17 protein-coding genes are annotated in these 22,650 nt (G+C 61.2%); 10 read left to right on the top strand and 7 right to left on the bottom strand.

Annotation, left to right across the window (positions count from 1 at the left end):
- Complete coding sequence (gene virB11 / locus ABIC78_RS18130) at positions 1 to 969, top strand: P-type DNA transfer ATPase VirB11 (RefSeq protein ID WP_354491163.1); 969 nt, start codon at positions 1 to 3, stop codon at positions 967 to 969.
- Positions 966 to 1,337, top strand: coding sequence for a TrbC/VirB2 family protein (locus tag ABIC78_RS18135; protein ID WP_354491165.1), 372 nt, complete (start codon positions 966 to 968; stop codon positions 1,335 to 1,337). The genes virB11 and ABIC78_RS18135 overlap by 4 nt, the downstream gene beginning before the upstream one ends.
- Positions 1,338 to 1,406: 69 nt before the next feature.
- Here ABIC78_RS18135 and ABIC78_RS18140 read toward each other — a convergent pair whose 3' ends face one another.
- The 4 genes from ABIC78_RS18140 to ABIC78_RS18155 all read right to left on the bottom strand — a co-directional run bounded on the left by ABIC78_RS18140 (position 1,407) and on the right by ABIC78_RS18155 (position 7,911).
- On the bottom strand, positions 1,407 to 2,285 hold the full coding sequence (locus ABIC78_RS18140) for a Calx-beta domain-containing protein (protein WP_354491167.1): 879 nt from the start codon (positions 2,283 to 2,285) through the stop codon (positions 1,407 to 1,409).
- A gap of 503 nt (positions 2,286 to 2,788) precedes the next feature.
- The gene (locus tag ABIC78_RS18145; protein WP_354491169.1) at positions 2,789 to 3,052 is read right to left on the bottom strand and encodes a hypothetical protein; all 264 of its coding nucleotides are present in this window, start codon (positions 3,050 to 3,052) and stop codon (positions 2,789 to 2,791) included.
- 24 nt (positions 3,053 to 3,076) lie between these two features.
- On the bottom strand, positions 3,077 to 5,830 hold the full coding sequence (locus ABIC78_RS18150) for an RHS repeat domain-containing protein (RefSeq protein WP_354491171.1): 2,754 nt from the start codon (positions 5,828 to 5,830) through the stop codon (positions 3,077 to 3,079).
- On the bottom strand, positions 5,827 to 7,911 hold the full coding sequence (locus ABIC78_RS18155) for a hypothetical protein (RefSeq protein ID WP_354491173.1): 2,085 nt from the start codon (positions 7,909 to 7,911) through the stop codon (positions 5,827 to 5,829). The genes ABIC78_RS18150 and ABIC78_RS18155 overlap by 4 nt, the downstream gene beginning before the upstream one ends.
- 573 nt (positions 7,912 to 8,484) lie before the next feature.
- On the opposite strand from ABIC78_RS18155, the gene ABIC78_RS18160 reads away from it, so the two are divergent.
- From ABIC78_RS18160 to ABIC78_RS18170, 3 genes are read left to right on the top strand one after another with little or no spacing between them, the layout of a single operon-like run.
- Positions 8,485 to 9,411 carry a dihydrodipicolinate synthase family protein gene (locus ABIC78_RS18160; protein WP_354491175.1) on the top strand — a complete coding sequence of 309 codons (927 nt, stop codon included), beginning with the start codon at positions 8,485 to 8,487 and terminating at the stop codon, positions 9,409 to 9,411.
- Positions 9,412 to 9,421: 10 nt separating this feature from the next.
- Positions 9,422 to 10,420, top strand: coding sequence for a 4-hydroxyproline epimerase (locus tag ABIC78_RS18165; protein ID WP_354491177.1), 999 nt, complete (start codon positions 9,422 to 9,424; stop codon positions 10,418 to 10,420).
- Between the two features lie 47 nt (positions 10,421 to 10,467).
- Positions 10,468 to 11,688: an NAD(P)/FAD-dependent oxidoreductase gene (locus ABIC78_RS18170; RefSeq protein WP_354491179.1), complete on the top strand. Its 1,221-nt coding sequence runs from the start codon at positions 10,468 to 10,470 to the stop codon at positions 11,686 to 11,688.
- A gap of 18 nt (positions 11,689 to 11,706) precedes the next feature.
- Here the strand turns inward: ABIC78_RS18170 and ABIC78_RS18175 are convergent, their stop codons facing one another.
- Positions 11,707 to 13,956 carry a xanthine dehydrogenase family protein molybdopterin-binding subunit gene (locus tag ABIC78_RS18175; protein ID WP_354491181.1) on the bottom strand — a complete coding sequence of 750 codons (2,250 nt, stop codon included), beginning with the start codon at positions 13,954 to 13,956 and terminating at the stop codon, positions 11,707 to 11,709.
- Positions 13,953 to 14,426, bottom strand: a complete 474-nt coding sequence (locus ABIC78_RS18180) for a (2Fe-2S)-binding protein (protein ID WP_354491183.1) — start codon at positions 14,424 to 14,426, stop codon at positions 13,953 to 13,955. The genes ABIC78_RS18175 and ABIC78_RS18180 overlap by 4 nt, the downstream gene beginning before the upstream one ends.
- A gap of 181 nt (positions 14,427 to 14,607) precedes the next feature.
- Between ABIC78_RS18180 and htpG the strand changes: the two genes are divergently transcribed.
- The 5 genes from htpG to ABIC78_RS18205 all read left to right on the top strand — a co-directional run bounded on the left by htpG (position 14,608) and on the right by ABIC78_RS18205 (position 21,678).
- Positions 14,608 to 16,509, top strand: a complete 1,902-nt coding sequence (gene htpG, locus ABIC78_RS18185) for a molecular chaperone HtpG (protein ID WP_354491185.1) — start codon at positions 14,608 to 14,610, stop codon at positions 16,507 to 16,509.
- A gap of 110 nt (positions 16,510 to 16,619) precedes the next feature.
- Positions 16,620 to 17,306: a 2'-5' RNA ligase family protein gene (locus ABIC78_RS18190; protein ID WP_354491187.1), complete on the top strand. Its 687-nt coding sequence runs from the start codon at positions 16,620 to 16,622 to the stop codon at positions 17,304 to 17,306.
- A gap of 387 nt (positions 17,307 to 17,693) precedes the next feature.
- Entirely contained in the window at positions 17,694 to 20,045 is a 2,352-nt protein-coding gene (locus ABIC78_RS18195) for a TonB-dependent receptor (protein WP_168352731.1), read from the top strand.
- Between the two features lie 279 nt (positions 20,046 to 20,324).
- The gene (locus ABIC78_RS18200; protein ID WP_171796494.1) at positions 20,325 to 21,233 is read left to right on the top strand and encodes a sugar phosphate isomerase/epimerase family protein; all 909 of its coding nucleotides are present in this window, start codon (positions 20,325 to 20,327) and stop codon (positions 21,231 to 21,233) included.
- Positions 21,234 to 21,273: 40 nt separating this feature from the next.
- Positions 21,274 to 21,678 (top strand): C-glycoside deglycosidase beta subunit domain-containing protein, encoded by a 405-nt coding sequence (locus ABIC78_RS18205; protein WP_171793662.1) that lies wholly within the window; start codon positions 21,274 to 21,276, stop codon positions 21,676 to 21,678.
- Between the two features lie 99 nt (positions 21,679 to 21,777).
- Here the strand turns inward: ABIC78_RS18205 and ABIC78_RS18210 are convergent, their stop codons facing one another.
- Positions 21,778 to 22,620 carry a 3-keto-disaccharide hydrolase gene (locus ABIC78_RS18210; RefSeq protein WP_054132727.1) on the bottom strand — a complete coding sequence of 281 codons (843 nt, stop codon included), beginning with the start codon at positions 22,618 to 22,620 and terminating at the stop codon, positions 21,778 to 21,780.
- Positions 22,621 to 22,650 lie beyond the last annotated feature (30 nt).

Consider the following 22,650-nt stretch of genomic DNA (forward strand, 5'->3'; position numbering starts at 1 on the left):
ATGCATGCGCGCGCTGGCCATTATCTGACTGCGTCGCTGGCACCGCTCGCGCCGTTCCTTAATCGGAACGACGTGACTGACATCTATGTCAATCGTCCGGGCGAAGTATGGACCGAAAGTCTCGGCGGCAAAATCGTGCCGCACCAGGTGACGGATCTGGACGAGGCATCGTTGCTGCGCATGGCACGGCAGGTGGCAGCTTGGACGAACCAGGGCATTAGCCGCGAGCATCCGTTGCTGGCTGCAAGCCTGCCCGATGGCTCGCGCATTCAGGTCGTGATGCCGCCGGCTACGCGTATGGGGGTGGCTTTAGCGATCCGTCGCCACGTCATGCAGAGCCTAACGCTCGATGATTATCCCATGGTCGGTGGTCCTATGCCAAATCGCGTAGAGCAGACGACGGCGTCTGATGGCGGCCGCGAAGTTGGACTCGATCACCCAGCCCAATTGCGGCGGGCCGTCAAAGCCCGGAGAAACATTCTCATCTCCGGCGGGACATCGACGGGCAAGACGACATTCCTCAATGCCCTGATGCGCGAGATCGATAGCAAGGAGCGCTTGATTGCCATCGAGGACACGCCGGAAATCGCCCTGGGCCAGCCCAACAGCCTTGGATTGCTGTCAGCGCGCAATGAATTGCGCGAAGCTGCTGTGAGCACGGACGATCTGCTCAATGCGGCGTTGCGCATGCGTCCCGATCGCATCATCGTGGGGGAACTGCGCGGTAGCGAGGCTTATACGTTTCTGCGCACCGTCAACACCGGCCATCCCGGGTCGATGAGCACCATCCATGCTGACAGTCCGGAAGGGGCGATCAAGCAACTCGCGCTGCTAATTCTTCAAACGGGCGCACGATTGAGCTGGGAGAACATCGTCCATTATGTGCAATCGACCGTTGACGTGATCGTGCAACTCGACCGCGTAGCCGGGCGTCGGCATATCTCCGCCATTTGGAGCAATCGGACATGAACGCTGGAACCGCGTCACTGTTTGAACCGTCCCATGCCCAAGCCTTTGGCGCGATGGCGGATTGGCTGCGGGAAGTGTTGTCTGGCAGCTTGGCAACGGCGCTGGGTGTTGTAGCGATAAGCTTGGTCGGGCTATCTCTGTTTCGGGGACTGTTGCGCTTTAAGCGGACAGCTTTCGTTGTTTTGGGAATATTCCTGTTCCTGGGCGCACCAATGATCAGCGCTGGTATCATCGGCAATCTGCTGCGATCTTTATCCCCCGCCACGTCGATGGCGATTGCGCCATCGCCCCTCATACCTGAAAAGCAACGCCCGCCTTCCCCTGATCCATTTGACCCCTATGCAGGCGCATCTGTCCCAACAGGTTGAAGGCATATCCTACCCCGAAATTTGACACAGAAGGCGCCCAGACATCTAGGACCAACTCAGGTTTAGCAATCATGGGCATGACGCTGGTGGCTTAGGTTTCGGGCCAGCGAGCCCGGCTACCGTTAGACTTACTGTGCCATTTACGGTCTGGCTCCCGTCACCAGACTGGACGGCGTAAGTCGCGCTATAGGTTTGCCTCACCGCGGGTTCGCACGCAGCTGCCTGCCCAATTGTTGGCGCCGTGTAACTAACCGACTGCTTATCGGAGGAAATTACTGCATTACCGCCCGATGGACTGAACGATATAATTTTGGCAGCCTGTCCGTTGGTCGTGGCGAGATTCGCCAATGTAATAGTAGTGACAGATGCACTACTTACGCTGAACGAGGGATTGAGCGCCTTGAAGGGAGTTGCATCGGTGTTATTGATGGTGCCAGTGGCATTGGCAGTGGTAATGGAGGCACCACCGCTAGGAGACGAAATGGTCACTGTCATAGTCAGATTTGAGGTAACGGCACCATCTGCCCTGGTTTGAACAGTGATCGTTTGAGTGGAGACGCCAGCAGGAAAATTAAGCGACCCACTACTAGCGGTATAATTAACGCCAGAAACAGCAGAGCCGTTTGACGTTGCGTAATTTACCGTTGCAGCGTTTGCCATCGTACCCGAGCGTGTCACCGTGAAAGTAAGTGGTGACCCTTCGTTCGCGGTCGCACCCGAGATGCTCAGTGTCGCGCTAGTGTTGGCGACATAGTTTGAGCGATTGCCCGCAGGATCGTAGCTATAGTTGACGGCGGTCCCATTGGCGGGGCCACCGCTTTGTAAGACAGAGGTCACCCGGCCTAGCGCGTCGTAAGTGAACGTTGTGGCTTGCTGAGACCATGCTGCACCTGCTGTTGAAACAGCGATCAACGCGACGGCATTCGAACATAGCTTCAGATAACGCATCAATTTCCCCTACCGATCGGCGGTAATCCTGCGGTATGATGAATGTGTGTATTCGATCTGGCAGTCAATTAGGTTTGGCCATTGCAGCCGCAATCATCCTTTGGTCCACTTCCCTCAACACCATGTTCACAGCTGCGTAGCTGCCCATTCGTAAGCGCCGGCGGACCCCGGCCTTGCGCGGGATTGTGGTGGCGTAGATTTCGCGGGGCAAATCGTCACCGCTATGCTCAGATCAGGCAGTTCTTCGAGGCGTCCAGATTGCCTGTTTCTCGTGTCGCACACGACACATCGCCGCCACCAGAAACGGTGCGTAACGTTCACTACCAATGCACACGAGCACAACCAGCAAGGCTACACCAGATCGGCATTACCGCTGCACCGCTGTCAGGACTTGAGCAGGGAGCAGGTCGCGGGGGCGCTTACCTTCATCACAGACGCCGCGAACGCGCACTATTTAGGGGTTTTCGCACCTGTCACGGTAATTTCCAGAACCGTGCGATCGGTCACTTACCTCTATTACTTCGCTGGCAGCCTCTTATTCGCTTAATCCCGGCCGTAAATAGAATAATCCCTATCATAAAAAACATAGATGATAGTAATAATATTACTCCATTGTACTCTCTAGATAAATCAATTGAGTAGTATTGAATGCCGCCCCTTCTTAAAGCATCTACAAGTGCCAATACATAAAAATAAAGAGGAATCATGGAAAGCAAAGAAATTGCTAATCCACAAATAATCATGACAACTTCAAATACCTTCGCCATCGGATCGTTCCATTTTAGATAAGATCACTGCCCTCTTTCATACGCGAAAATCGCGATATCGTCTGCATTCCGCAAATGATACCAGGTAGGCCAACCTCGATTAGCCCCTTCATAAGATTCGGGGAGAAATATGTTTCCCATGACGTGAAATGGCTCATGGAGGACGGTAACCACTTGATTCCTAAAGGACGTTGAAAAAAATGGATTCCCCAGTTTTATGTTAGTAAATGGGTTGGCTTTACCAAAATCTTTTCCAATATCCTGTCTCGTGAAATTGTATTTTTTCCCATTGTCAGCCAATATGTTATCAATTCCTCTCAATGATGATTGAACAGACTTCACCGTCGATCCGGACGAATCTCCAAACCATTTTGTCAGGAGTCCTTCTGTCTTCTTCGCTCCAGCAGACAATTCTTTTTGACTGCCATTGGCAACAGCGGCTCGTTCATTGGTTAAGCCGGTTAAAGCAGACTGAGTTGCGGCAATATCCTTACGAGCTTGTGCCTGCGCAGCCATCGCTGTAGCGCAATCCGCTTGAGCCATTCCAGATACGCAACCAGCCAACCCCGAGAAGTCCGTGCGGTCCACCGGATCGTCTGCGACGTACGCATAGAGGTTGACTTGATCTTTATATCCGATGGGATCGGTTTGGAGGAATCTGCCGAGCGTTGGCGAGTAGATGCGGGCCTTGTAGTAATACATGCCCACTTCGCCAAGCCATGCCTGGCCGGTGTACTGGAAGCGCCCCTTGTTGTCGGCGCCAGGAATACCATACTCGTCATAGGTGTTGATCGCAATCGGGGTAGTCCCAGTGCTGTCGGTCGTGAGCACGATACTGCCCTGCCAGTCTGGCCGCAGCATGCGTTCCGAGGTTGCCGTGAAGTCTGCACCTTCATACCAGGCGATGGGATCGTCGGCGGCGATGTCTGCGCCATGGGCATAGCGACGGAGCAGAGTGCCAGCCGTGTTGTATTCGCCCACCAGCGCGTCGCCATCGTTCAGGAAACGCGTCGTGCCGGATGTACCCGTTATCTCGTACAGCCGCCCCAAGGGGTCATAGCGCAGGGTTGCGGTTGCGCTGCCCGAGACTGTCACCAAGCGATTTTCGACGTCGTAGGTATATGAGTTAGTGCCATCCGACGTGAGATTGCCATTGGCGTCGTACGTGAAGCCCGCCGAACCCGCGGCCGTATACTGATTGAGCCCGTTGGCGGTGTAGCTCCGGTTGACATTGTAGGTGCCGGTGAAGACGAAGGCATTGTTGCTACGCGTCAGAGACGTGATCTGGGAAGCAGGATTGTAGCCAAACGTGTATTGGCTGGAATAGGAAGAGGTTTGGGGCGTGTTGGTCAGTGAAGATAAGCGGCTAGCGCCGTCGTAACCGTAGCTGGTTGCGATCGCGCCGCCGGTCCCGTTTGTGAAACTCACGCGCCGACCTGCCGAATCATACGAGTAGCTAGCAAGGGCAGCCGATCCGTTTCGCTGGATCAGCAGCGGACGATCAAGGCCGTCATAGCCATAGCTGACATAGTTTCCATCGGGAAATGTCACTCGAGTCCGATTGCTGTCCGCATCATACTGATAGCCCAGGGCACGAGTGACGCCGTCGATCGCTTGTGTGCTGGATACCTGGCGGCCAAAGCCATCCCATGCATTGACAATACCTTCGCCCGAGGCGCTATCGAAGCGAGCATAGAGTTGGTGACCTTGAAGGTCATAGCCGTAATAGACGTCACGGGTGTTGGTGGCAGCGAGGCCCGAGCGCTCGGGCACGATCTTTTTGATCACCCTGTTAAGCGCGTCGAAGCTATAAGTCAGTATAGAGCCATCACGTTTGCGCAAAGACGTGCGGTTGCCATTTGCATCGTAGCCGTAGGCTTCGTAGTCGGCACAATTAACCGATCCGGCGCTGCCGAAACTGCTGGCTGTGCTAACTGCAATGGACTGACCCGCGCAATTTGTCGTGGTGGTGCTCGTCGCTGCAGCGCTTGCTGAGTAATTTGTAGGCTTGCTCGTCGACGGGAAATACCATCCTGTTTGCCGGTCAAAGCCATCGTAGATGAATTGTGCGCGGTTGCCGTTTGCATCGATGACATCGACCTGCTTGCCATTGGGACTGTAGCTGTAGGTCGCATAGGCCTGCTCCAGCGATGTCCCAACTGCCCTGCGGATTTGGACAAGTTGGTTTGCTGTGTCGTAGACATTGCGTGTGATGCGGTCAGGGCCTGCATCTCCTGTGCTGCCTTGCGAGCATGCATCAGTTGGTAGACTGCCGCCGGACAACGTATTGGCAGCTGTTACCGTTGGAAACGCCGCCTTGTTCATCCTAGCCACGGTGCAAACAACGCGATCCAGGCCATCGTAGCTGAATTGCTGAACAGCGGCGACAGACCGATCGGATGCTACGACGACTTCTGCAATCTTACGATCTTTTATGTCGTAAGTGGAAATCACGCTTTTGACGATTGTAAAACCTGACCAAGTTGCAGGCGCAACCGCTTCACTTTGCCACGACGATAAGTAGCCACTCTCGACATTTACAAGTCGGCCGCTGGCGTCATATGTGCTGCGCGTAGCAACGAAGCCGTTCCCTTGGCCGCTTTGCGCGGAGGGTTTAATTTCCCCTGTTATCCGACCTGCGGCGTCATACCGATATCCAGTAGTGAAAGGTGAACTTGCAGCTTGTGCCGCGGCTTTGTGAGAGACGCCAAGCGCCGCAACCAAGCTCAGGACGCTACAGCTGTACCAAGCATAGCGGCTTACCGACAAACGTTTCATGAGCACGTCCCCCCGGTGCCGTTTGGTTGCGTTTGCGAAATCTTGCGTCCACGCGCATCGTACGAAAAGCAGGTTCTGATGGTATTGCCATCGGCCGTCACCGCCATACCTCGCACCAACAAGAAATTTGGACCCGAATCAGGACCATAGTCAAATGTGGTCAAGATTTCGTCGTTTCCTTGGCAGGGGCTAGCTGGATTACCGGTGGCAGCACTGTTCCGGCAGCGGCTCTCGCTCACCTTGACCCAGATCGGCGAGGCGGCTTTGACGTAACCACCGCTCCCATCGCTCCACCAAGCATACCGTTGCGCGTAGCTATAGCGCACCTGTGGCCGCACCCCATTCATGTCTGCGGGATCGGTTTGCGTCAGCATCAATCCGGTATCGACTTGCCACGTATAATCCGTCTGCTTGCCGTTTGCGTCTTTGATCCAAAGCGGGCGAGTGCACGTTATCGGGGGCGGTTTGGCGCCGTTGGTCGTCGTAAATTTCCAAGGAAAGCACGCACTATCCTGAGGAAAGCCAATCTGAACGACAGCGGTGGCAAGCGAGCTTCCAGGCTTGGGAATCCGCTGCACCTGCGTCACGTTACCCATATTGTCGTAGGTAAAGAGTTCCTTGTTCCCTTCCGGATAATCCGCCTCTGACATTACGCGTCCATAGGTCATGCCAGTCGAGTCTGTGAGCGTCGTGTAGACGTAAGACACACTGCGCCCAAGACTGTCCGTATCCTTAGAGATTACCGCATTAACGTCCTTCGTCGGCTGGTCTATGCTAATAGTGCGGCTGTATCCGTTCGGGCCAACGATTGATACCGAACGTGTAGAATTGCCTAATGCCGTGTTGCTTTGCCCACATTGGCTGATGGGCACCCCGTTGGAGTAATTATATGTCCAGCTATCCCCGCCCTTCGAGAGCGAAGTTAATATCTGATTTGCAGCGATGTAAGCTCCAACCCCCGTGCCGACGATACTGTTCGAGCAAGCGTTGGATGAAGCATTTATCTGATTCGTAGAGGCGGATGGGGCAAGAAGAGTTCCAGCATAAGTTGGAACCGTTTGACCCCATATTTGATTGAAAGTTCCGTACCAATTGTTGCCGTTTGCATCCGTTACAGTCTGGTTGAGATTAGAATCCGGCTTGGAAAAAGATATTGATGCAAGAGGCGCATTGTACGACCCGATTGCATACATACTAGCCGATTTGGGCGTAAGCCAATCAAGGGCCGAAGACGATGAATTTGGATCGAGGGTGTCAGTTTGATATGCAATCCTCAATTCGAAACCGCGATTACTAGATATCCTCGATGGCCGAGGCAGGCTCGCAATCACGCTTCCAGTAGGGGTGCCACCGTTCGGTCCGGTCGTGGGAGCTGTCGTGGTTAAAGATTGAGTGTCATAGCTAATCGTCAAGATTTCGCCGTCAGCATAAGTTATTGAATTTGCATAATAAATTGAAGAGCTTGACTGGTGGAGCGCAGTGTAGGAGCATTGCCCTGAGCTGGGATAGCATTGTGCCCCAGTGGGTATGGTGTCGTAGAGTGCGCCAAAAGTAATTGTGCGACCGGTGCGGGCCTCATAGAAGTTAAGACCGGCTGGACCCTTCGCATAAGATGGCAATGGTGCGTGTGAAATACATGGCATGGCGCTACTATCTGCCGAGCCATAGTCAGTACTACAGTCAAAAGTTTCAGACTCTCCGTCGCCTTTGTTGTAGTTTATGACAGCGGTAATGGGTCCATCCTGAGGCATGGACTTGGAGATTCGCATAAAGATGTTGAAATCATTTATATTTTGAAACTTAAGGCGCGGATCAGCTTCAACTGCTAGAACAGGCGACTGGAAAACCATTCGCCCCGACATGAGGTCAACACCGTTTCGATCGGGAGCGATTGCTGGGGGATCAAAACCCTTAGGCAGTGAATAATCTTGCGCGTGAGAACTAACGGAACATGCCCAAAATAGCATCAAAGATAGTGAAAATCTTGAGAAATACCTAGCCGTACTGGGAAAATACCCACAAGCGAGGCGCTGTTTCCCATTGAGCCCGCTCTTATTCTCGAGCGGCAAAGCCTCAGGCATTACGTGTTCTCCGCGCATTTTATCTCCACCCTCACCGTCGTAGGTAGCGCGGGCGAGTTGCAGTCTCAAGCCCATTTAAAGCAATGCATGACTGGGCACTTTGACCGCAGAACGACTTCCATCGGCGGGTTGCATCGAGTGTTTGGTGCTCACTGCGTAAAACCGTGATAAGCTCATCAGGTCGCCGGATAAGCCGTGCCCGCAATGCTGACGTACGCATACTGACCTACCAAACCAGAATGTGCCAAAGCAGTGTTAGCTTTCGTCGCACGTTTCGGGCGCCCTATCGATTCAGTCGCTGGTGGGGGTATAAGCAGGGGTATTGCTTGAGATAATTTGATTTTTATATAGTAAAAACAATTACATGTTGATTTTTGAAAGAACTAGGAAAATCCTGCCCCCGCAACCATCTCTCAACACAGCCTAACACACAACAGCCCCGGCCAAACAAGGCACGGGGCTTTCTGGCGTCCGGCGCGCCCTCTGCTGCGTCACCAGCCCAAGACACGATTGCCGACCACTCCATAATATCGTATACGATCTTGCGGCTAAGCAAGATCAGGACGACGATAGATGGCAATCGGTTGGAAGGGCGTGTTCCCGGCAGTCACCACGCAGGTTCGCGAAGACCTGTCGATCGATTTGGCCGACACCCAGCGCGTGGTGGACGACCTGATCCGCGACGGGGTCACCGGCGTGATCGCGCTGGGCACCGTGGGGGAAAACAACTCTCTCGAATTCGACGAGAAGGTCCAGGTTCTTTCCGCCATCGTGGAAGTGGTCGATGGCCGCGTGCCGGTGATCACCGGCTGTTCGGAATACGACACCCGCCGCGCCGTGCGCTATGCGCGGGCTGCGCAGAAGGCTGGGGCGGATGGCGTGATGCTGCTGCCGCCGATGGTCTATGTGCCCAAGCCGCACGAACTGGTCGCCCATTTCCGGGGCGTTGCGCAAAGCATGGACCTGCCGATCATGCTCTACAACAACCCCCCGGCCTATCGCACCGTGATCGACAAGGATGTGCTGGCGGCCCTGGTCGAGGTGGACAACATCGTGGCGGTGAAGGAATCGGCGCCCGATACCCGTCGCTTCACCGATTTTCGCAATGCCTTCGGCGATCGCTACGTGCTGTTTGCTGGCTTGGACGACGTGGCGCTGGAAGGCCTGTTCCTAGGCGCGCAGGGCTGGGTGTCTGGCCTGACCAATGCCTTTCCCCGGGAATCGGTGGAACTGGTCAATGCCATCCAGCGTGGCGACCATGCCAAGGCCCTGGAAATCTATCGCTGGTTCATGCCGTTGCTGCATCTCGATGCCGAACATGACCTGGTCCAGTCGATCAAGCTGGCCGAGCAGGTGATGGGCCGTGGTTCGGAACGGGTGCTGCCGCCGCGCTATGTGCTCGAGGGTGCGCGCCGCGCCGAAGTGATCGCCATGGTCGAAAAGGCCGCCGCCACCCGGCCTGATCTGACCCCGACGCGCGCCGAACCCGTGCTGGCCTGAGCGGGCGACGATGCGCCACACTTTCTTTTGCATCGATGGGCACACGGCCGGCAATCCCGTGCGCCTGGTGGCGGGCGGGGCGCCGTTGCTCAAGGGCGCCACGATGTCGGAACGGCGGCAGGATTTCCTCGCCCGGTTCGACTGGATCCGTACCGCCCTGTGCTTTGAACCGCGCGGGCATGACATGATGTCGGGCGGGTTTCTCTATCCGCCGGTCGATCCGGCCAACGATATCGGTATCCTGTTCATCGAAACCAGCGGATGCCTGCCGATGTGCGGCCATGGCACGATCGGCATCATCACGTTCGGACTGGAACATGGCCTGATCCAGCCGGCAGTGCCCGGCCGCCTCAAGGTGGAAGTGCCAGCCGGCACGATCGAGATCGCCTACCAGACACAAGGCGCCAAGGTCACGTCGGTGCGGATCACCAATGTGCCATCCTATGTGGCGGCGCGGGGCATTGCCGTGGAGGTGGAGGACATCGGCGCGCTATCGGTCGATGTGGCCTATGGCGGCAACTATTACGCCATTGTCGAGCCGCAGGGCGCCTATACCGGCCTGGACGACCTGGGCGCGGCGCGGATCGTGGCGCTGTCGCAACGCGTGCGCGAGGCCGTGCGCACGCAGTTCGAGCCGGTGCATCCGCTCGATCCCACCATTCGCGGCGTCAGCCACGTGTTGTGGACCGACCAGCCCAAGCATGACGGCGCCGATGGGCGCAATGCCGTGTTCTATGGCGACAAGGCGATCGACCGCAGCCCCTGCGGCACCGGCACCTCGGCGCGCCTGGCGCATCTGGCAGCGCAGGGCAAGCTGGGCGTGGGCGATACCTTCGTGCACGAAAGCTATATCTGTTCGCGCTTTATCGGGCGGGTGGAGCAGGCAGTGACATTGGGCGACCAACCCGCGATCATTCCCTCGATCGAGGGATCGGCCATGGCGACCGGCTTCAACACGATCTGGATCGATCGTGACGATCCATTCTGGGCAGGTTTCCAGGTTACCTGAGTGAATGTGCCTGGCGCGGGATGCGCGCAAGGGGGAGTGGCGTCGTCGTGGCGGTGATCGGAATTGTCGGTGGAGGTGTGGTCGGCCTCTGTGCGGGGATCGCGCTGGTCGACGCCGGGCACAGCGTCACCATCATCGATGACGATCGCCTGGGCCAAGCCGCATCGTGGGGCAACGCCGGGCATATCGCGACCGAACAGGTCGAGCCACTTGCGTCGCCTGCCACCATCCGCGCCTTGCCCGGCCGGCTGTTTTCCCGGGGCGGGCCGCTGGCCTTTCCGCCGGGCGCCATCGGGCGATGGCTGCCGTTCGGCCTGCGGCTGATGGCAGCGGCGCGCCCGGCGCGCTTTCATGCCGGTTGCGCGGCCATGGCGCCGCTGATGGCGCAGGCCCGGCCGGCCTGGCGCGACCTGGTGGCGCGGATCGGCACCCCAGACTTGCTGCGCGAAGAAGGGCATTTTGTCGCCTGGCATGATGCCCACGCTGCCGCTGCGGGCCGTGCGGCATGGCAGGCGGCCCAGACCGGCACGGCAAGGGTGGCGCGAGCCACCCATGAGGATATCGCGCGCCTTTCCGCCCTGTGTGGGCAGCCGGTGGCGGGCGCTGTGCGCTTTGCCGGTACGGCGCAGATTGCCGATCTCGATGCGCTGCGCCAAGCGTTGCGGCATGCCTTTGTGGCGCGCGGCGGGCGCCTGCACGCCGAGCGCGCGCAAGTGGCGATCGCGCATGGTCGGGCAGACATACCGGGGCTGGGGGCTGACACCGTGCTGGTTTGCGCTGGCGTGCGTGCCGCGCCGATCTTGCGGCGCCTGGGCCACGCGGTGCCGATGATTGCCGAGCGCGGCTATCACATCCGCGCCGACGCACGCGCTTGGCCGGCTGATCTGCCGCCGGTGGTGTTCGAACAGCGCGCGATGATCGTCACGCGGTATCGCGATAGCGTGCAGGCGGCGAGCTTTGTCGAACTGGGCGACCCCGATGCCCCGGCCGATCCGCGCAAGTGGGACCGGTTGGAACGCCATGTGGCGGACCTTGGCCTGCCCATGGCCGGCCCGTTCCAACGCTGGATGGGCTGCCGGCCGACGCTGCCCGATTATCTGCCGGCGATCGGCCGTTCAGCGCGCGCGGCCAATCTGCTTTATGCCTTTGGCCACCAGCACCTGGGGCTGACGCTGGCGCCGGCCACCGCGCACCTGATCACGGCGCTGATCGACAAAACGGCGCCAGCTGTGTCGCTGGCGCCGTTCGATCTTTCCCGTTTTGGCTGAGGATCAGGCGCGCCTGGCTCAGCTCAACGTGCCGATGGGCAGAGTGCGCACGCGCTGACCGCGCAGGCGCGACACGGCATTGGCCACAGCCGGCGGCACCGCCGGCAGGCCGGGCTCGCCGATGCCGCCCATCTTCTCCCCGCTTTCGACAATGCGCACGTGCACGCGCGGCATGCGATCGGGGGTGAGGATCGGATAGCCATCGAAATTGCGGGCTACGCGTTCGCCGTTCTTGTAGGCGGCTTCCTCGATCAGGGCTTGCGACAGGCCGAGCGCCACGGCGGAATTGACCTGCGCGGTGATGATGGCGGGGTTGACGATGCTACCCGGATCGATCGCCTGCCACACATCGTGCACCTTGACCTGGCCATCGGCGATCGAGACTTCGGCAATGGCCGCCGTCTGCGTGCCGAAGGGCGAGGCCATGGCCATGCCGCGTGCGCGGGTGGTGCCATCGGGCGCGGTAAACGGGCCGCGCTTCCAGCCGCCGGAAAGATCAACCACGGCCTTGAGCAGCGTGGTCAAGCGGGCGTTGCCCGAGAGCAGGTGCAGGCGCACGGCATAGGGGTCCTGCCCGCCCTTGTCGGCCAGTTCATCGAGGAAGGCTTCATAGAAGAAGTCGTTCATCGAATTGCCGACTGACCGCCAATAGGCCACCGTGGTGGGGCTTTTGACGAAGATCTGGGCAATGCGCGCGTTGGGCAGGGCATAGCTCTTGCCCGCCAGCCCTTCGAGCGCGGTGGGATCGATTTCTCCGCTACGCTTGTCGGCAATGCCCTCCCTCGGGCCTTCGGTGGCGCTCACCGCCTCGACCGCCAGGGGCATGCCGCTGGCATCGACCACGCCGCGAAACCGCACCGCTGCCATCGGGCGCAGCGGATCGCGCAGGAATTCCTCTTCGCGCGTCCAGATCAGCTTGACCGGGGCGTTGACCCGCTTGGCCAGTTCGATCGCCTGGGGATAGGGATTGCCCTTGGGATAGAGGAAGTGGCGGCCAAAGAACCCGCCAAGCAGGGGCGAGTGGATGCGGATTTTTTCCGGCGGCAGCCCGGATACCTTGGCCACTTCGGCCAGGAACATGTCGGGCGCCTGGTTGGGGAACCACATGTCGAGCGTGCCATCGGCGTTGAACCGCGCCAGGGCCGAGGGCGGCTCAAGCTGGGCATGGTTCAGGTATTGGCTGTGATAGGTGGCGCTGAGCGTGCCCTTGGCGCCGGCATCGGCAAAGGCCTTGGCAACATCGCCCGCGGTTTCGGCCACTTCTTGCGTGCCCTGCACCGTGGCGAGGTGGGCGGCATGGTCTGCCGTGGAAAAGGTTGCCGGCATCGGGCGATAGCTGGCACCGGCCGGCTCCACCCAATCGACCTGGGCAGCTTCCACCGCGCGGCGCGCGTGCCAGAACCGCGGGGCGACAACGGCGACCGCGCCATCGAGGACATGCACGGAATGCACGCCCTTCATCGCCTTGACCGCAGCCTCGTTGCGGATCTTGCCAACGGCGAGGCCCAGGCGCGGGGCATGCTGGACGGCGGCGTGGAGCATGCCATCAACCTTGCTGTCGATGGCGAACTGCGCTTTGCCGGTCGATTTGGCGCGTACGTCGAGCCGGGCCTGCGGCTTGCCGATCCAGCGGAAATCCTTGGGGTCCTTGAGCGCGGGCGGCGTGGTCGGCGCGGGCAGATCGAGCGCGTGGGGTGCCAGTTCGGCATAGCTCAGGCTGCGGCCCGAGGCCTGGTGCACGACGCGGCCGGGCTGGGTGCTGAGCGCGCTGGCTGGAACCGACAGGCGTTGCGCGGCGGCCTGGATCAACATGGCGCGGGCCGATGCGCCCAGGCGGCGCATGGTGTCGTAGCTGCTGCGCACCGACATCGATCCGCCGGTGATCCGCATCTTGCCATTGATGACCTGGTAATCCGGCCCGGTGGGCGCGTTTTCCACCACGAAGGTGGCGGGATCGGCATCGAGTTCTTCGCCCACGATCTGGGCCATGGCGGTCCACACCCCCTGGCCGCCTTCGGCGAAGGGGCTTTGCAGGCGGATCGTGCCATCGGGGTTGATCGCCAGGAATGCCGGCACGCGGGTGCCGGGCACCACCGCCGGGGCAGCGCCGGCTGCCTGCGCGCGGGCTGCGCCCACCGGCAGGCCAAAGCCGAGCACCAGGGCGCCGGCGCTGGCGCCGCCGAGGAAGCCACGGCGCGATACGTTTACCGGTTCGCCGGTGGGCAGCACCTTGGCCAGCGCGGGATCAAGCGGGGTCCATTCGGTCATGCGCCGTGCTCCTGCGTGGCAGCCAGGCCAGCGACATCGCGCACCGCCGCCTTGATCGCGTTGTAGGTGCCGCAGCGGCACAGGTTGGTCATTGCCGCCTCGACATCGGCATCGCTGGGCTTGGCCTTCTGCTTGAGCAGCGAGGTGGCCGCCATGACCTGGCCCGATTGGCAATAGCCGCACTGCGGCACCTGGTGCTTGACCCAGGCTTCCACCACGCGGGCGCCCACCGGATCGGCCTCTACCGCCTCGATCGTGGTGATCTGTGCGCTGGCGACCGCTTCCACCGGCGTCACGCAGCTGCGCGTCACGGTGCCGTCGATCATGACTGAGCAGGCGCCGCACTGGGCGATGCCGCAGCCATATTTCGTCCCGGTCATCCCCAGGTCGTCGCGCAGCACCCACAGCAGGGGGGTATCGCCATCAGCGTCGATCTGACGCTTCTGGCCGTTGACGGTCAATTCGATCATGAAAGGCAGCCCATTCTTCGCAAAGCACGTATGCTTGGGTTTCATATCGCAATCTAATCGCCGTGGCACGATGAATATCGGGCAGGGCGCCATATTTTCCGGGCTTGAACTCGGCTTGGCGGGGGCACACCTAAGGCGCCTATTGCATTGTCTTGCCAAACAGAGGGAGCCGAGCCCACCGATGACCGCCGACGTTCTGGACGATACCGCCGCCAGCCCGCAGACCCACGCCTTCGAGGCGGATGTGGCCAAGCTGCTGCAGATGATGGTCCACTCCGTCTATTCGGACAAGGATGTCTTCCTGCGCGAGCTGATTTCGAACGCGGCCGATGCGTGCGAAAAGCTGCGCTATGAAGCGATTGCCCAGCCCGATCTGCTGGGTGACGATCCGGCCCCGCGCATCACCATCACTGTCGATGCCGATGCGCGCCGCCTGACGATCGAGGACAACGGCATCGGCATGACCGCCGCCGACATGGCCGAAACGCTTGGCACGATCGCGCGCTCGGGCACCAAGGCGTTCATGGATCGCATTGCGGCGGCGCAGGGCGGGGAAGGCACCCAGCTGATCGGCCAGTTCGGCGTTGGGTTCTATTCCGCGTTCATGGTCGCGGCCAAGGTCGACGTGATCTCGCGCCGGGCCGGGCAGAATGGCGCGGCGATGTGGTCGTCCGATGGCCTGGGCACTTATTCCATCGGCGCGGTTGCGGCGCAGGATGCACCGGCGCGCGGCACGCGCATCGTGCTGCACCTGCTGGATGACGCGGCCGACTATGCGCAAGCGCCGCGTATCGAGCAGATGGTGCGCGCGCAATCGGGCCACGTGCCCGTGCCGATCACGGTCAAGGACAAGCCCGATGCCGAAGGCACCCAGGTGGCCGATGGCACTGCGCTGTGGACCAAGTCCAAGAGCGCCATCACGCCCGAGGAATACAAGGATTTCTACCGCAGCGTGGCCGGGCAGTGGGACGATCCGGCGCTGACCCTGCATTACCGCGCCGAGGGGCGGCACGAATATTCCGTGCTCGCCTTCGTGCCCGAAACGCGCCCGTTCGACCTGTTCGATCCCGATCGCAAGGGACGGATGAAGCTCTATGTCCGCCGCGTGTTCATCACCGACGAGGCGGAGCTGCTGCCCCGCTACCTGCGCTTCGTGCGCGGCCTGGTCGACTCCGCCGATCTGCCGCTCAACATGTCGCGCGAGATGATCCAGGACAGCCCGATCCTTGCCGCGATCCAGAAGGGTCTGACCGGCAAGGTGCTGGGCGAACTGGAAAAGACCGCCAAGGACGATCCGGCGGCCTATGCCAAGCTGTGGGACACGTTTGGCGCCGTGCTCAAGGAGGGGCTCTACGAGGATTTTGAGCGGCGCGAGGCCCTGCTGCGCCTGGCGCGGTTCAAGACCACGGCGTCGGGCGGGGAATGGCGTTCGCTGCAGGACTATGTCGCGGCGATGAAGGAAAACCAGACCGCGATCTATTACGCCACCGGCAGCGATCTGGATCGCATCGCCAGTTCGCCGCAGCTGGAAGGATTCCGCGCGCGCGGCGTGGAAGTTCTGCTGCTGCCCGACCAGGTGGACAGCTTCTGGGTGCGCGGCGCGATCGATCTGGATGGCAAGCCGTTCAAGTCGGTCACGCAAGGGGCAGCCGATCTCAGCCTCATCCCCTTGCCCGAAGGCGCCGACGCGCCCCAGGCCGAGCCGAGCGATGCGGTGGGTGCGTTCCTGGCGTTCGTCAAGGATACGCTGGGCGATGCGGTTTCCGAGGTGCGCGCGTCTGACCGGTTGACCGACAGCGCGGTGTGCCTGGTGGCCAGCGAAAGTGGCCTCGATCGCCAGCTGGAAAAGCTGCTGGCCAACGCTGGGCAACTTCCGGCCGGCGCGGCGCCGGTGCTGGAGGTGAACCCGGCGCACGTGCAGATCGCGGCGCTCGCTGCTCTGCCGGAAGGCGATGAGCTGCGCGCCGACGCTGCCGAACTGCTGCTGGACGAAGCGCGTATCGTCGATGGCGAGCCGCCGCGCGACCCGCGCGCCTTTGCGTCGCGCCTGGCCCGGCTGATCGCCCGCGCCACCATGGCGTGATCGGGCCTTTGGGATAGGTGGGGCAGCCAGCGCGCCCATTTGCGGTTGCAAGTGCGGCGCGTGGCTGCCACGCCGATGGCAATGATGCAGGCCTGTGCAGGGACGATACGATGATGCGGCGCGCGTTTTTCTGGGGCATATCCGCAGCCTTGGCGGCGTCCAGCCCGGCGCTGGCCGCGCCAGCGGACAAGGTCAGCATCGATATCTATGCGATCCCCTCGCGCCCGATCGTGGCGGCGGTGGACCAGGCCAGCGCCGATCTGGCGCAACTGGGCATGACCACGTTCCGCCAGCGCGGGCAGGCGGTGCATGCCACGCTTTATCTGACCCAATATCCCGCCAGCGCGCTGCCCCGCCTTAAGGCCACGATCGCGCGGCTGGCGCGCGGCCACAAGCGCTTGCCCCTGGCAATCGACGGCACCGAACGCACGCCCACCAACTGGCTGTTCCTGCGCGTGGTGCACACCCCCGCGCTGCAGCGCCTGGCCGATGAAGTGACCCTGGCGGCCGAGCCGCTGCGCGACCATGACCTGGCGCCGCCGGCCTGGATGAAGGACTATCCGGCCAAGCTGCCCGCGTTCCAGCGCTATGGCTCGCCCAATGTATTCATGCAGTTCGATCCCCATCTGACCCTGCTGGCCAACGAGGCCAATCCCGCGCTGGCCACCTATATGGCCAAGACCGGGCAGCAGCCGCCGCGCGCCCAGGGGCAGGTCGATGGAATCGGCATCGCGCTGGTCGATGCCAATGGCCAGATCGTCAGGACTCTCGCCGAATATCATTTCCGCTCGCGCTGACGCGGTAGCGGACGGTCAACGCAAGCAGCCACGGGTCAGCGCTGTGCTGGTCGCGTTGGCGCGCGCCGCGTTGGCGGCATTAGCCAGCGTGATCGCCGGCGCATCACGCCCGGCGGCTGATCTTCATTTTCTATCTGCGCCCCCCTCGACGCGTCGCGCCTGTCTGCACGCATCGGCAGCTGGCGAGCGTCGTGTGCGTGGCGATCGGGCGAAGCCGCTTGACATGGCGCCCGACGGAAAATATTGGCGACTTTAATCGGTGATTAAAAATGTATCGCCTAACGCAGGACGCCGGAGGAAAGACCGATAATGCGCGCACGCCCGCAGTGGCGAAAGGGCGCCTTGGGTCTCCTTCTGGTGCTTCACGACATGGAGAGGGAGGCCATCATGATCAGAACGTCCATCCACACTGCGCTGTTCGTCGGCGCTGCATTGGCCCCGCTGGCCGCCGCATCGGCGCAGGACGCCGCGCCGGTTGCGCAGGGCCAGGTTGCGGCCCCGGCTGCCTCTGACGGTCTTGGCGAAATCGTCGTGACCGCACAGCGCCGGTCTGAAAACGTGATGAAAGTGCCGCTCAGCGTTTCGGTGGTCACCGCCGAAACGCTGGTGAAGCGCGGCGTCAACGACCTTAGCGCCGTCACCAAGCTGGCACCCAGCCTTCAGGTGGCGCAGGACAACACCTATTCGATCCGCGGTGTCGGCACGGCGACGTTTGCCACGACGGTGGAATCGAGCGTTTCGCAGATGGTCGACGACGTGGTGCTGGGCAATGGCGAGTTTGCCGCCAACGCGTTCTACGATCTGGAGCGCGTCGAGGTTCTCAACGGGCCGCAGGGGCTGCTGTTCGGCAAGAATGCCTCTGCCGGCCTGATCAATATCACCACCGCCAAGCCCAAGATCGGCAAGCTGGAAGGCAATGCCGACCTGGAACTGGTCACCCGCGACCGCCCGGTGAAGAACGGCCACGGCATCCAGGGGCGGGCCACGTTGAACCTGCCGGTCAGCGAGAACAGCGCGCTGCGCCTCAACGCGATCTACAGCGGGCAGGATTCGGTGACCTGGCCTGAAGTAAATCCCAAGGTTCGCAATGACATGGGCCTGCGCAGCCTGGGCCTGCGCGCCAAGTACCTGTGGGAGCCGGACACCGCGCTCAGCGTCTATATCCTGGGCGATTACAACCGCCAGCGCGGCGTGACCGGCCGCTATGACATCACCTATCGCGAGCTTGGCACCGGCAGTGCCTATACGGGCTTGGGCCTGCCGTCTGGCACCACCAATCGTATTTTCCAGGCCGATGCCCCCAACTTCCGCGACACTGAAACCGGCGGTGCGCAGGCCAATATCAGCTACACGTTCGATAGCGGCGTCCAGCTGATCAACATTGCCGCGTGGAAGCACATGACAACGGGCTTCTCGTTCGATTCCGACGAAACCCAGTACAACTTCTTCAACACCAATTCGGCACATCAGAACTATAACCAGTTCTCGGAAGAACTGCGCCTGGCGCTGCCCTCGGGCAACCGCCTCACCGGCCAGGCCGGGCTGTATTACTTCCACTCGCAGCTCAACCAGCAGAATCTGCTGGGCGGCAACAACGGCCTGCCTTCGTTCCTGCTGCCGACCTTCCCGTTCTGCGTTGGTGCCACCCAACTTGGCGCGCCGCCGGCGGCTTGCCCGGTCAGCAACACCTCGTTCCTCGGCCAGGACTCGCGCTTTACCCTCAAGCAGAACAGCTTCGCCGGTTATGGCCAGGTCAGCTATGGCCTGACCGACACGCTGAAGGCGACCGCTGGCGGCCGCGTCACGTATGACAAGGCCAGCATCGACCTGCTCGAAAACACCGGCCAGTATTTCGTCACGCTGGGCATTCCCAACAACCACTCGGTCCAGAGCACCGATGCCACCAACTTCAGCTACAAGGTCGGCCTCGACTGGCAGGCAACGCCCACGACGCTGGTCTATGGCTTCTACGGCCGTGGCTACAAGGGGCCGGGCTTCTCCAACACCGCGCCGGCGCCGGGCGCCAACCTGGCGGTGCGCCCGGAAATCTCGAAGGGCGGCGAAATCGGTATCAAGACCCGGTTGTTCGACAATCACCTGACGCTCAGCCTTTCGGGCTTCTACACCCGCTACACCGACCTGCAGGTGCAGTCGTGGATCACCGTGCTGCGCACCTTCGTGCTCGCCAATGCGGCAACCGCGACGACCAAGGGTGTGGACGCCTCGTTCACCGCGCGCGTCGCACCGGGCCTTACGCTGTCTGGCTCGGCCACGTATGCGGATGCAAAGTACAACGATTTCCCCGGCGCGCAGTGCTACCCGACGCAGACCACCGGCGGCTGCTCGGCGACGCAGAGTTCGTTCAATGCGGCGGGGTATCAGATTCCACTCTCGGCCAAGTTCAGCACCTCGCTTGGCGCTGATTACCAGCATGCGCTGACCAACACGCTCGATGGCCTGGTTTCGTTGAGCTATTACCACCGTTCGTCGCTGTCAGCCGGCTTTGGCCCGGCGTTCCAGATCCCGAGCTGGGATACGCTGGATGCCAGCCTGGGCCTTAAGGCGGCAAACTGGACGCTGTCGGTGTTCTGCAAGAACTGCACCAATGCCATCCGCCCGATCTCGATCGGTTCGGACGGCGGCGATGCGTCGCTGAGCCCCGCAGTGCTGACGCTCAACCAGCGCTTCAGCTTCAACTCCGTTCGCACCATCGGCGTGCGGGCAGGGATCAACTTCTGATCTCTCTCGATCGGAAGTGATGCAAGGCTTCGGAGCGTGGGGGCGCTTCCGAAGCCTTGTTTTTGGGCCGGCGCTCAACCCCGGCATGTCCACCGGGCGCGTCAGGGATGCGGGATAGGCAGCCGCGCGATGGCGGAATGACCGCTTGCCAGAAATTTGATCACCGATTAAATCGTAATTAGAATGTAGTTCCTGTTCTGGCTTTTGCAGCAGGCCAGGAACGCAGAACGGGCCGGATGGCCCGATCCACCACGGGATTGACAGAACAGGGAGTTGAGCATGTCCGGGCAGTTCAAATACGGGGTATCGCTCTACAGCTATACCGAAGACTTCGGCAGCATCATGACCCTTGAGGATGGCTTTGATCACGCCGCCGATACCGGGGCCACGGGGATCGAGATCCTGGGTGAGACGCATGTGGAGTGCTATCCCGAACCCAGCAAGGAATGGCTCGACACGTGGTTCGGCCTGCTTGACCGCTACCAGCTTGAGCCGACCAACATGTGTTCGTGGGTGGATACCAAGCTGCGCCTGGGACGACAGCTGACGGTCGAGCAAGGTGCCGGAGAGCTTGAGCGTGATTTGCGCCTGGCCCACCGGCTTGGCTTCAAGTTCCTGCGTCCCAAGTTCGGCGTGATCGACGCGCAGCTCACCCCCGATCCGATCTGGTCGGGCGCGGTCGAGCGGGTGCTCGATCTCGCCCATAAGTTCGACATCGTGATCTGCCCCGAAATCCATTCGCCCACGCCGATCAGGCACCCGGCGGTGGAAGGCTACATCGATTTCATCGAGCGCACCGGAACCCCCAACTTCCGCCTGCTGATCGATACCGGCATCTTCCAGAACCGTCCGCTCAAGGGCTGGCAGCATGAAGTGCCCGAGGGTGATAGCGATCACGCCAAGCTGATCAACGGCATCGCGGTCGATCCCGAAGAGTTCCTCGACATCGCCAAGTACGTGGCGTTCATCCAGGCGAAGTTCCACTACATCAACGATGATCTGCAGTGCGAAAACATCCCCTGGGACAAGGTGATACCGGTGCTCAAGCGCGCGGGCTACAGCGGTTACCTGTCTTCGGAATACGAAGGTGCGCGCGAGCCGTGGGTGGCGATCGACCAGGTCCGCCGCCAGCACGTCATGATGCGCCAGCTCGAGGCGCAATACGATGCCGCGCTGGCCGACGCCTGATCCGCTCGCACCCTAGACCGCCATTTTCCAGGAACATGCCATGTACGAATATCAACTTATCCAGGCCACCGGCTTCCGCAACTACGGCCCCGAAGATGCGCGCGAGGGGGTGGAAGTGCGCCTGCGCCTGCCCAACTATCGCGGCATGCGTCTGTCGCTGCTCGACGGCGTGGACGTGACGCTCGACGACGAGTTCTTCAGCTATGAAATCACCAAGCTGCGCCTGCATGGCGAGGTCTATGATCTGGACGCCATGCGCGACGCCACGACGGTGCGTTGGGCGATGGGCGACTTTGGCAGCGTGATGGTGCCCAAGGCGGGTGGGCTGGCCCCCGGCATCCATCGCGTCAAGGTGGCGGCCCGCGTCCGTTCGCCCTATTTCCCGCCGCACCTGCAGCCTCTGCCGGTGAACGGGGAGCGCCTGGCAACGATTGTCCTGCCCTGAGCGGGCAAAAGCGCGCCGCGCCTTGCAGGGCCGGCGCCAAAAGCAATGGCCTCCGGTGCGCGCGCACCGGGGGCCATTGCTTTTCCATGACGGCGCAAGTCAGAGCTGGCGGATCTTCACGTTGCGGAACATGATTTCCGCAGCCTCGATCTGCAGCAGGATGCGGCCGCGCGTGAGGGGGATGTAGCGCGAGCGATCGGCTGGGTCCTGGCGTTGCAGGCCGTAGAGCGCGGTCACGATGCGGCCGTTGACGATATGGGCGGCCTTGTCACCCTGGGCGATCAGTTCGACCGTGTTCCACCCCTCCAGCGTGTCAAAGCTGCCATCGGCGCGGATCCACTGGCGCAGCGATCCGCCGGCATCGACTTGCGGTGCGTATTGCGTATTGCCGGGAAGGTCTTCGGGCCAACCGGGCAGCCCGCCTTGCGAGATGGCCGGAATGGCGCGGTGGTTGATTGGCAGGGCATCGCCGGTGTTGCGCTCCATGATCTGGTATTCGATGGAATCCGGCCAGAGCAACTCGCGGCCAAGGGGATTATGATAGAGGATGCCGCTGTCCCGCTTCCACAGTGTGCGCGGTTCGTAGCGGCGCGTGCCCCACTGGTATTCGAGGCTGAGGTGATAGTTCTCGTACTCGCGATCGGTGGCGAGGTAGCCCATGCCCGCCTTGGCCGGGCCGCGATAGCGCGGGCCGAGCAGGTGCAGCATGCCATCGTGGACATCGACCACGCCATCGCGATCCTGCTGGCCCACTCCATCCTGGAAGAACGTCCAGCCGGCCATGTCGCGGCCATTGAACAGCGGCTGCCAGCCGTCAGCCGCGGCCCCGGCGGGCGCTGCGGCTGGTGCCCGGCTGGCGGCGGATGCCACGTGCGGCAGCGCGGCGGTGGCAACGCCGGTCGCGGCCAGGCGCGTCAACGCGCCGCGTCGGGTGGTTTTCATGCATATCTCCCTGGATTCCATACCGTCTGA

This window comes from Novosphingobium sp. 1529 (assembly GCF_040544855.1).
GTDB classification, from domain to species: Bacteria; Pseudomonadota; Alphaproteobacteria; order Sphingomonadales; family Sphingomonadaceae; genus Novosphingobium; species Novosphingobium capsulatum.

Excerpts from the sequence above, each read along its gene's own strand:
- ABIC78_RS18150 (WP_354491171.1), bottom strand. The coding sequence starts at position 5,830 with ATGAAACGTTTGTCGGTAAGCCGCTATGCTTGGTACAGCTGTAGCGTC.
- ABIC78_RS18190 (WP_354491187.1), top strand. The coding sequence starts at position 16,620 with ATGATGCGGCGCGCGTTTTTCTGGGGCATATCCGCAGCCTTGGCGGCG.
- ABIC78_RS18145 (WP_354491169.1), bottom strand. The coding sequence starts at position 3,052 with ATGGCGAAGGTATTTGAAGTTGTCATGATTATTTGTGGATTAGCAATT.
- ABIC78_RS18200 (WP_171796494.1), top strand. The coding sequence starts at position 20,325 with ATGTCCGGGCAGTTCAAATACGGGGTATCGCTCTACAGCTATACCGAA.
- virB11 (WP_354491163.1), top strand. The coding sequence starts at position 1 with ATGCATGCGCGCGCTGGCCATTATCTGACTGCGTCGCTGGCACCGCTC.
- ABIC78_RS18175 (WP_354491181.1), bottom strand. The coding sequence starts at position 13,956 with ATGACCGAATGGACCCCGCTTGATCCCGCGCTGGCCAAGGTGCTGCCC.
- ABIC78_RS18155 (WP_354491173.1), bottom strand. The coding sequence starts at position 7,911 with ATGCCTGAGGCTTTGCCGCTCGAGAATAAGAGCGGGCTCAATGGGAAA.
- ABIC78_RS18210 (WP_054132727.1), bottom strand. The coding sequence starts at position 22,620 with ATGAAAACCACCCGACGCGGCGCGTTGACGCGCCTGGCCGCGACCGGC.
- htpG (WP_354491185.1), top strand. The coding sequence starts at position 14,608 with ATGACCGCCGACGTTCTGGACGATACCGCCGCCAGCCCGCAGACCCAC.
- ABIC78_RS18135 (WP_354491165.1), top strand. The coding sequence starts at position 966 with ATGAACGCTGGAACCGCGTCACTGTTTGAACCGTCCCATGCCCAAGCC.
- ABIC78_RS18180 (WP_354491183.1), bottom strand. The coding sequence starts at position 14,426 with ATGATCGAATTGACCGTCAACGGCCAGAAGCGTCAGATCGACGCTGAT.
- ABIC78_RS18195 (WP_168352731.1), top strand. The coding sequence starts at position 17,694 with ATGATCAGAACGTCCATCCACACTGCGCTGTTCGTCGGCGCTGCATTG.
- ABIC78_RS18160 (WP_354491175.1), top strand. The coding sequence starts at position 8,485 with ATGGCAATCGGTTGGAAGGGCGTGTTCCCGGCAGTCACCACGCAGGTT.
- ABIC78_RS18140 (WP_354491167.1), bottom strand. The coding sequence starts at position 2,285 with ATGCGTTATCTGAAGCTATGTTCGAATGCCGTCGCGTTGATCGCTGTT.
- ABIC78_RS18165 (WP_354491177.1), top strand. The coding sequence starts at position 9,422 with ATGCGCCACACTTTCTTTTGCATCGATGGGCACACGGCCGGCAATCCC.
- ABIC78_RS18205 (WP_171793662.1), top strand. The coding sequence starts at position 21,274 with ATGTACGAATATCAACTTATCCAGGCCACCGGCTTCCGCAACTACGGC.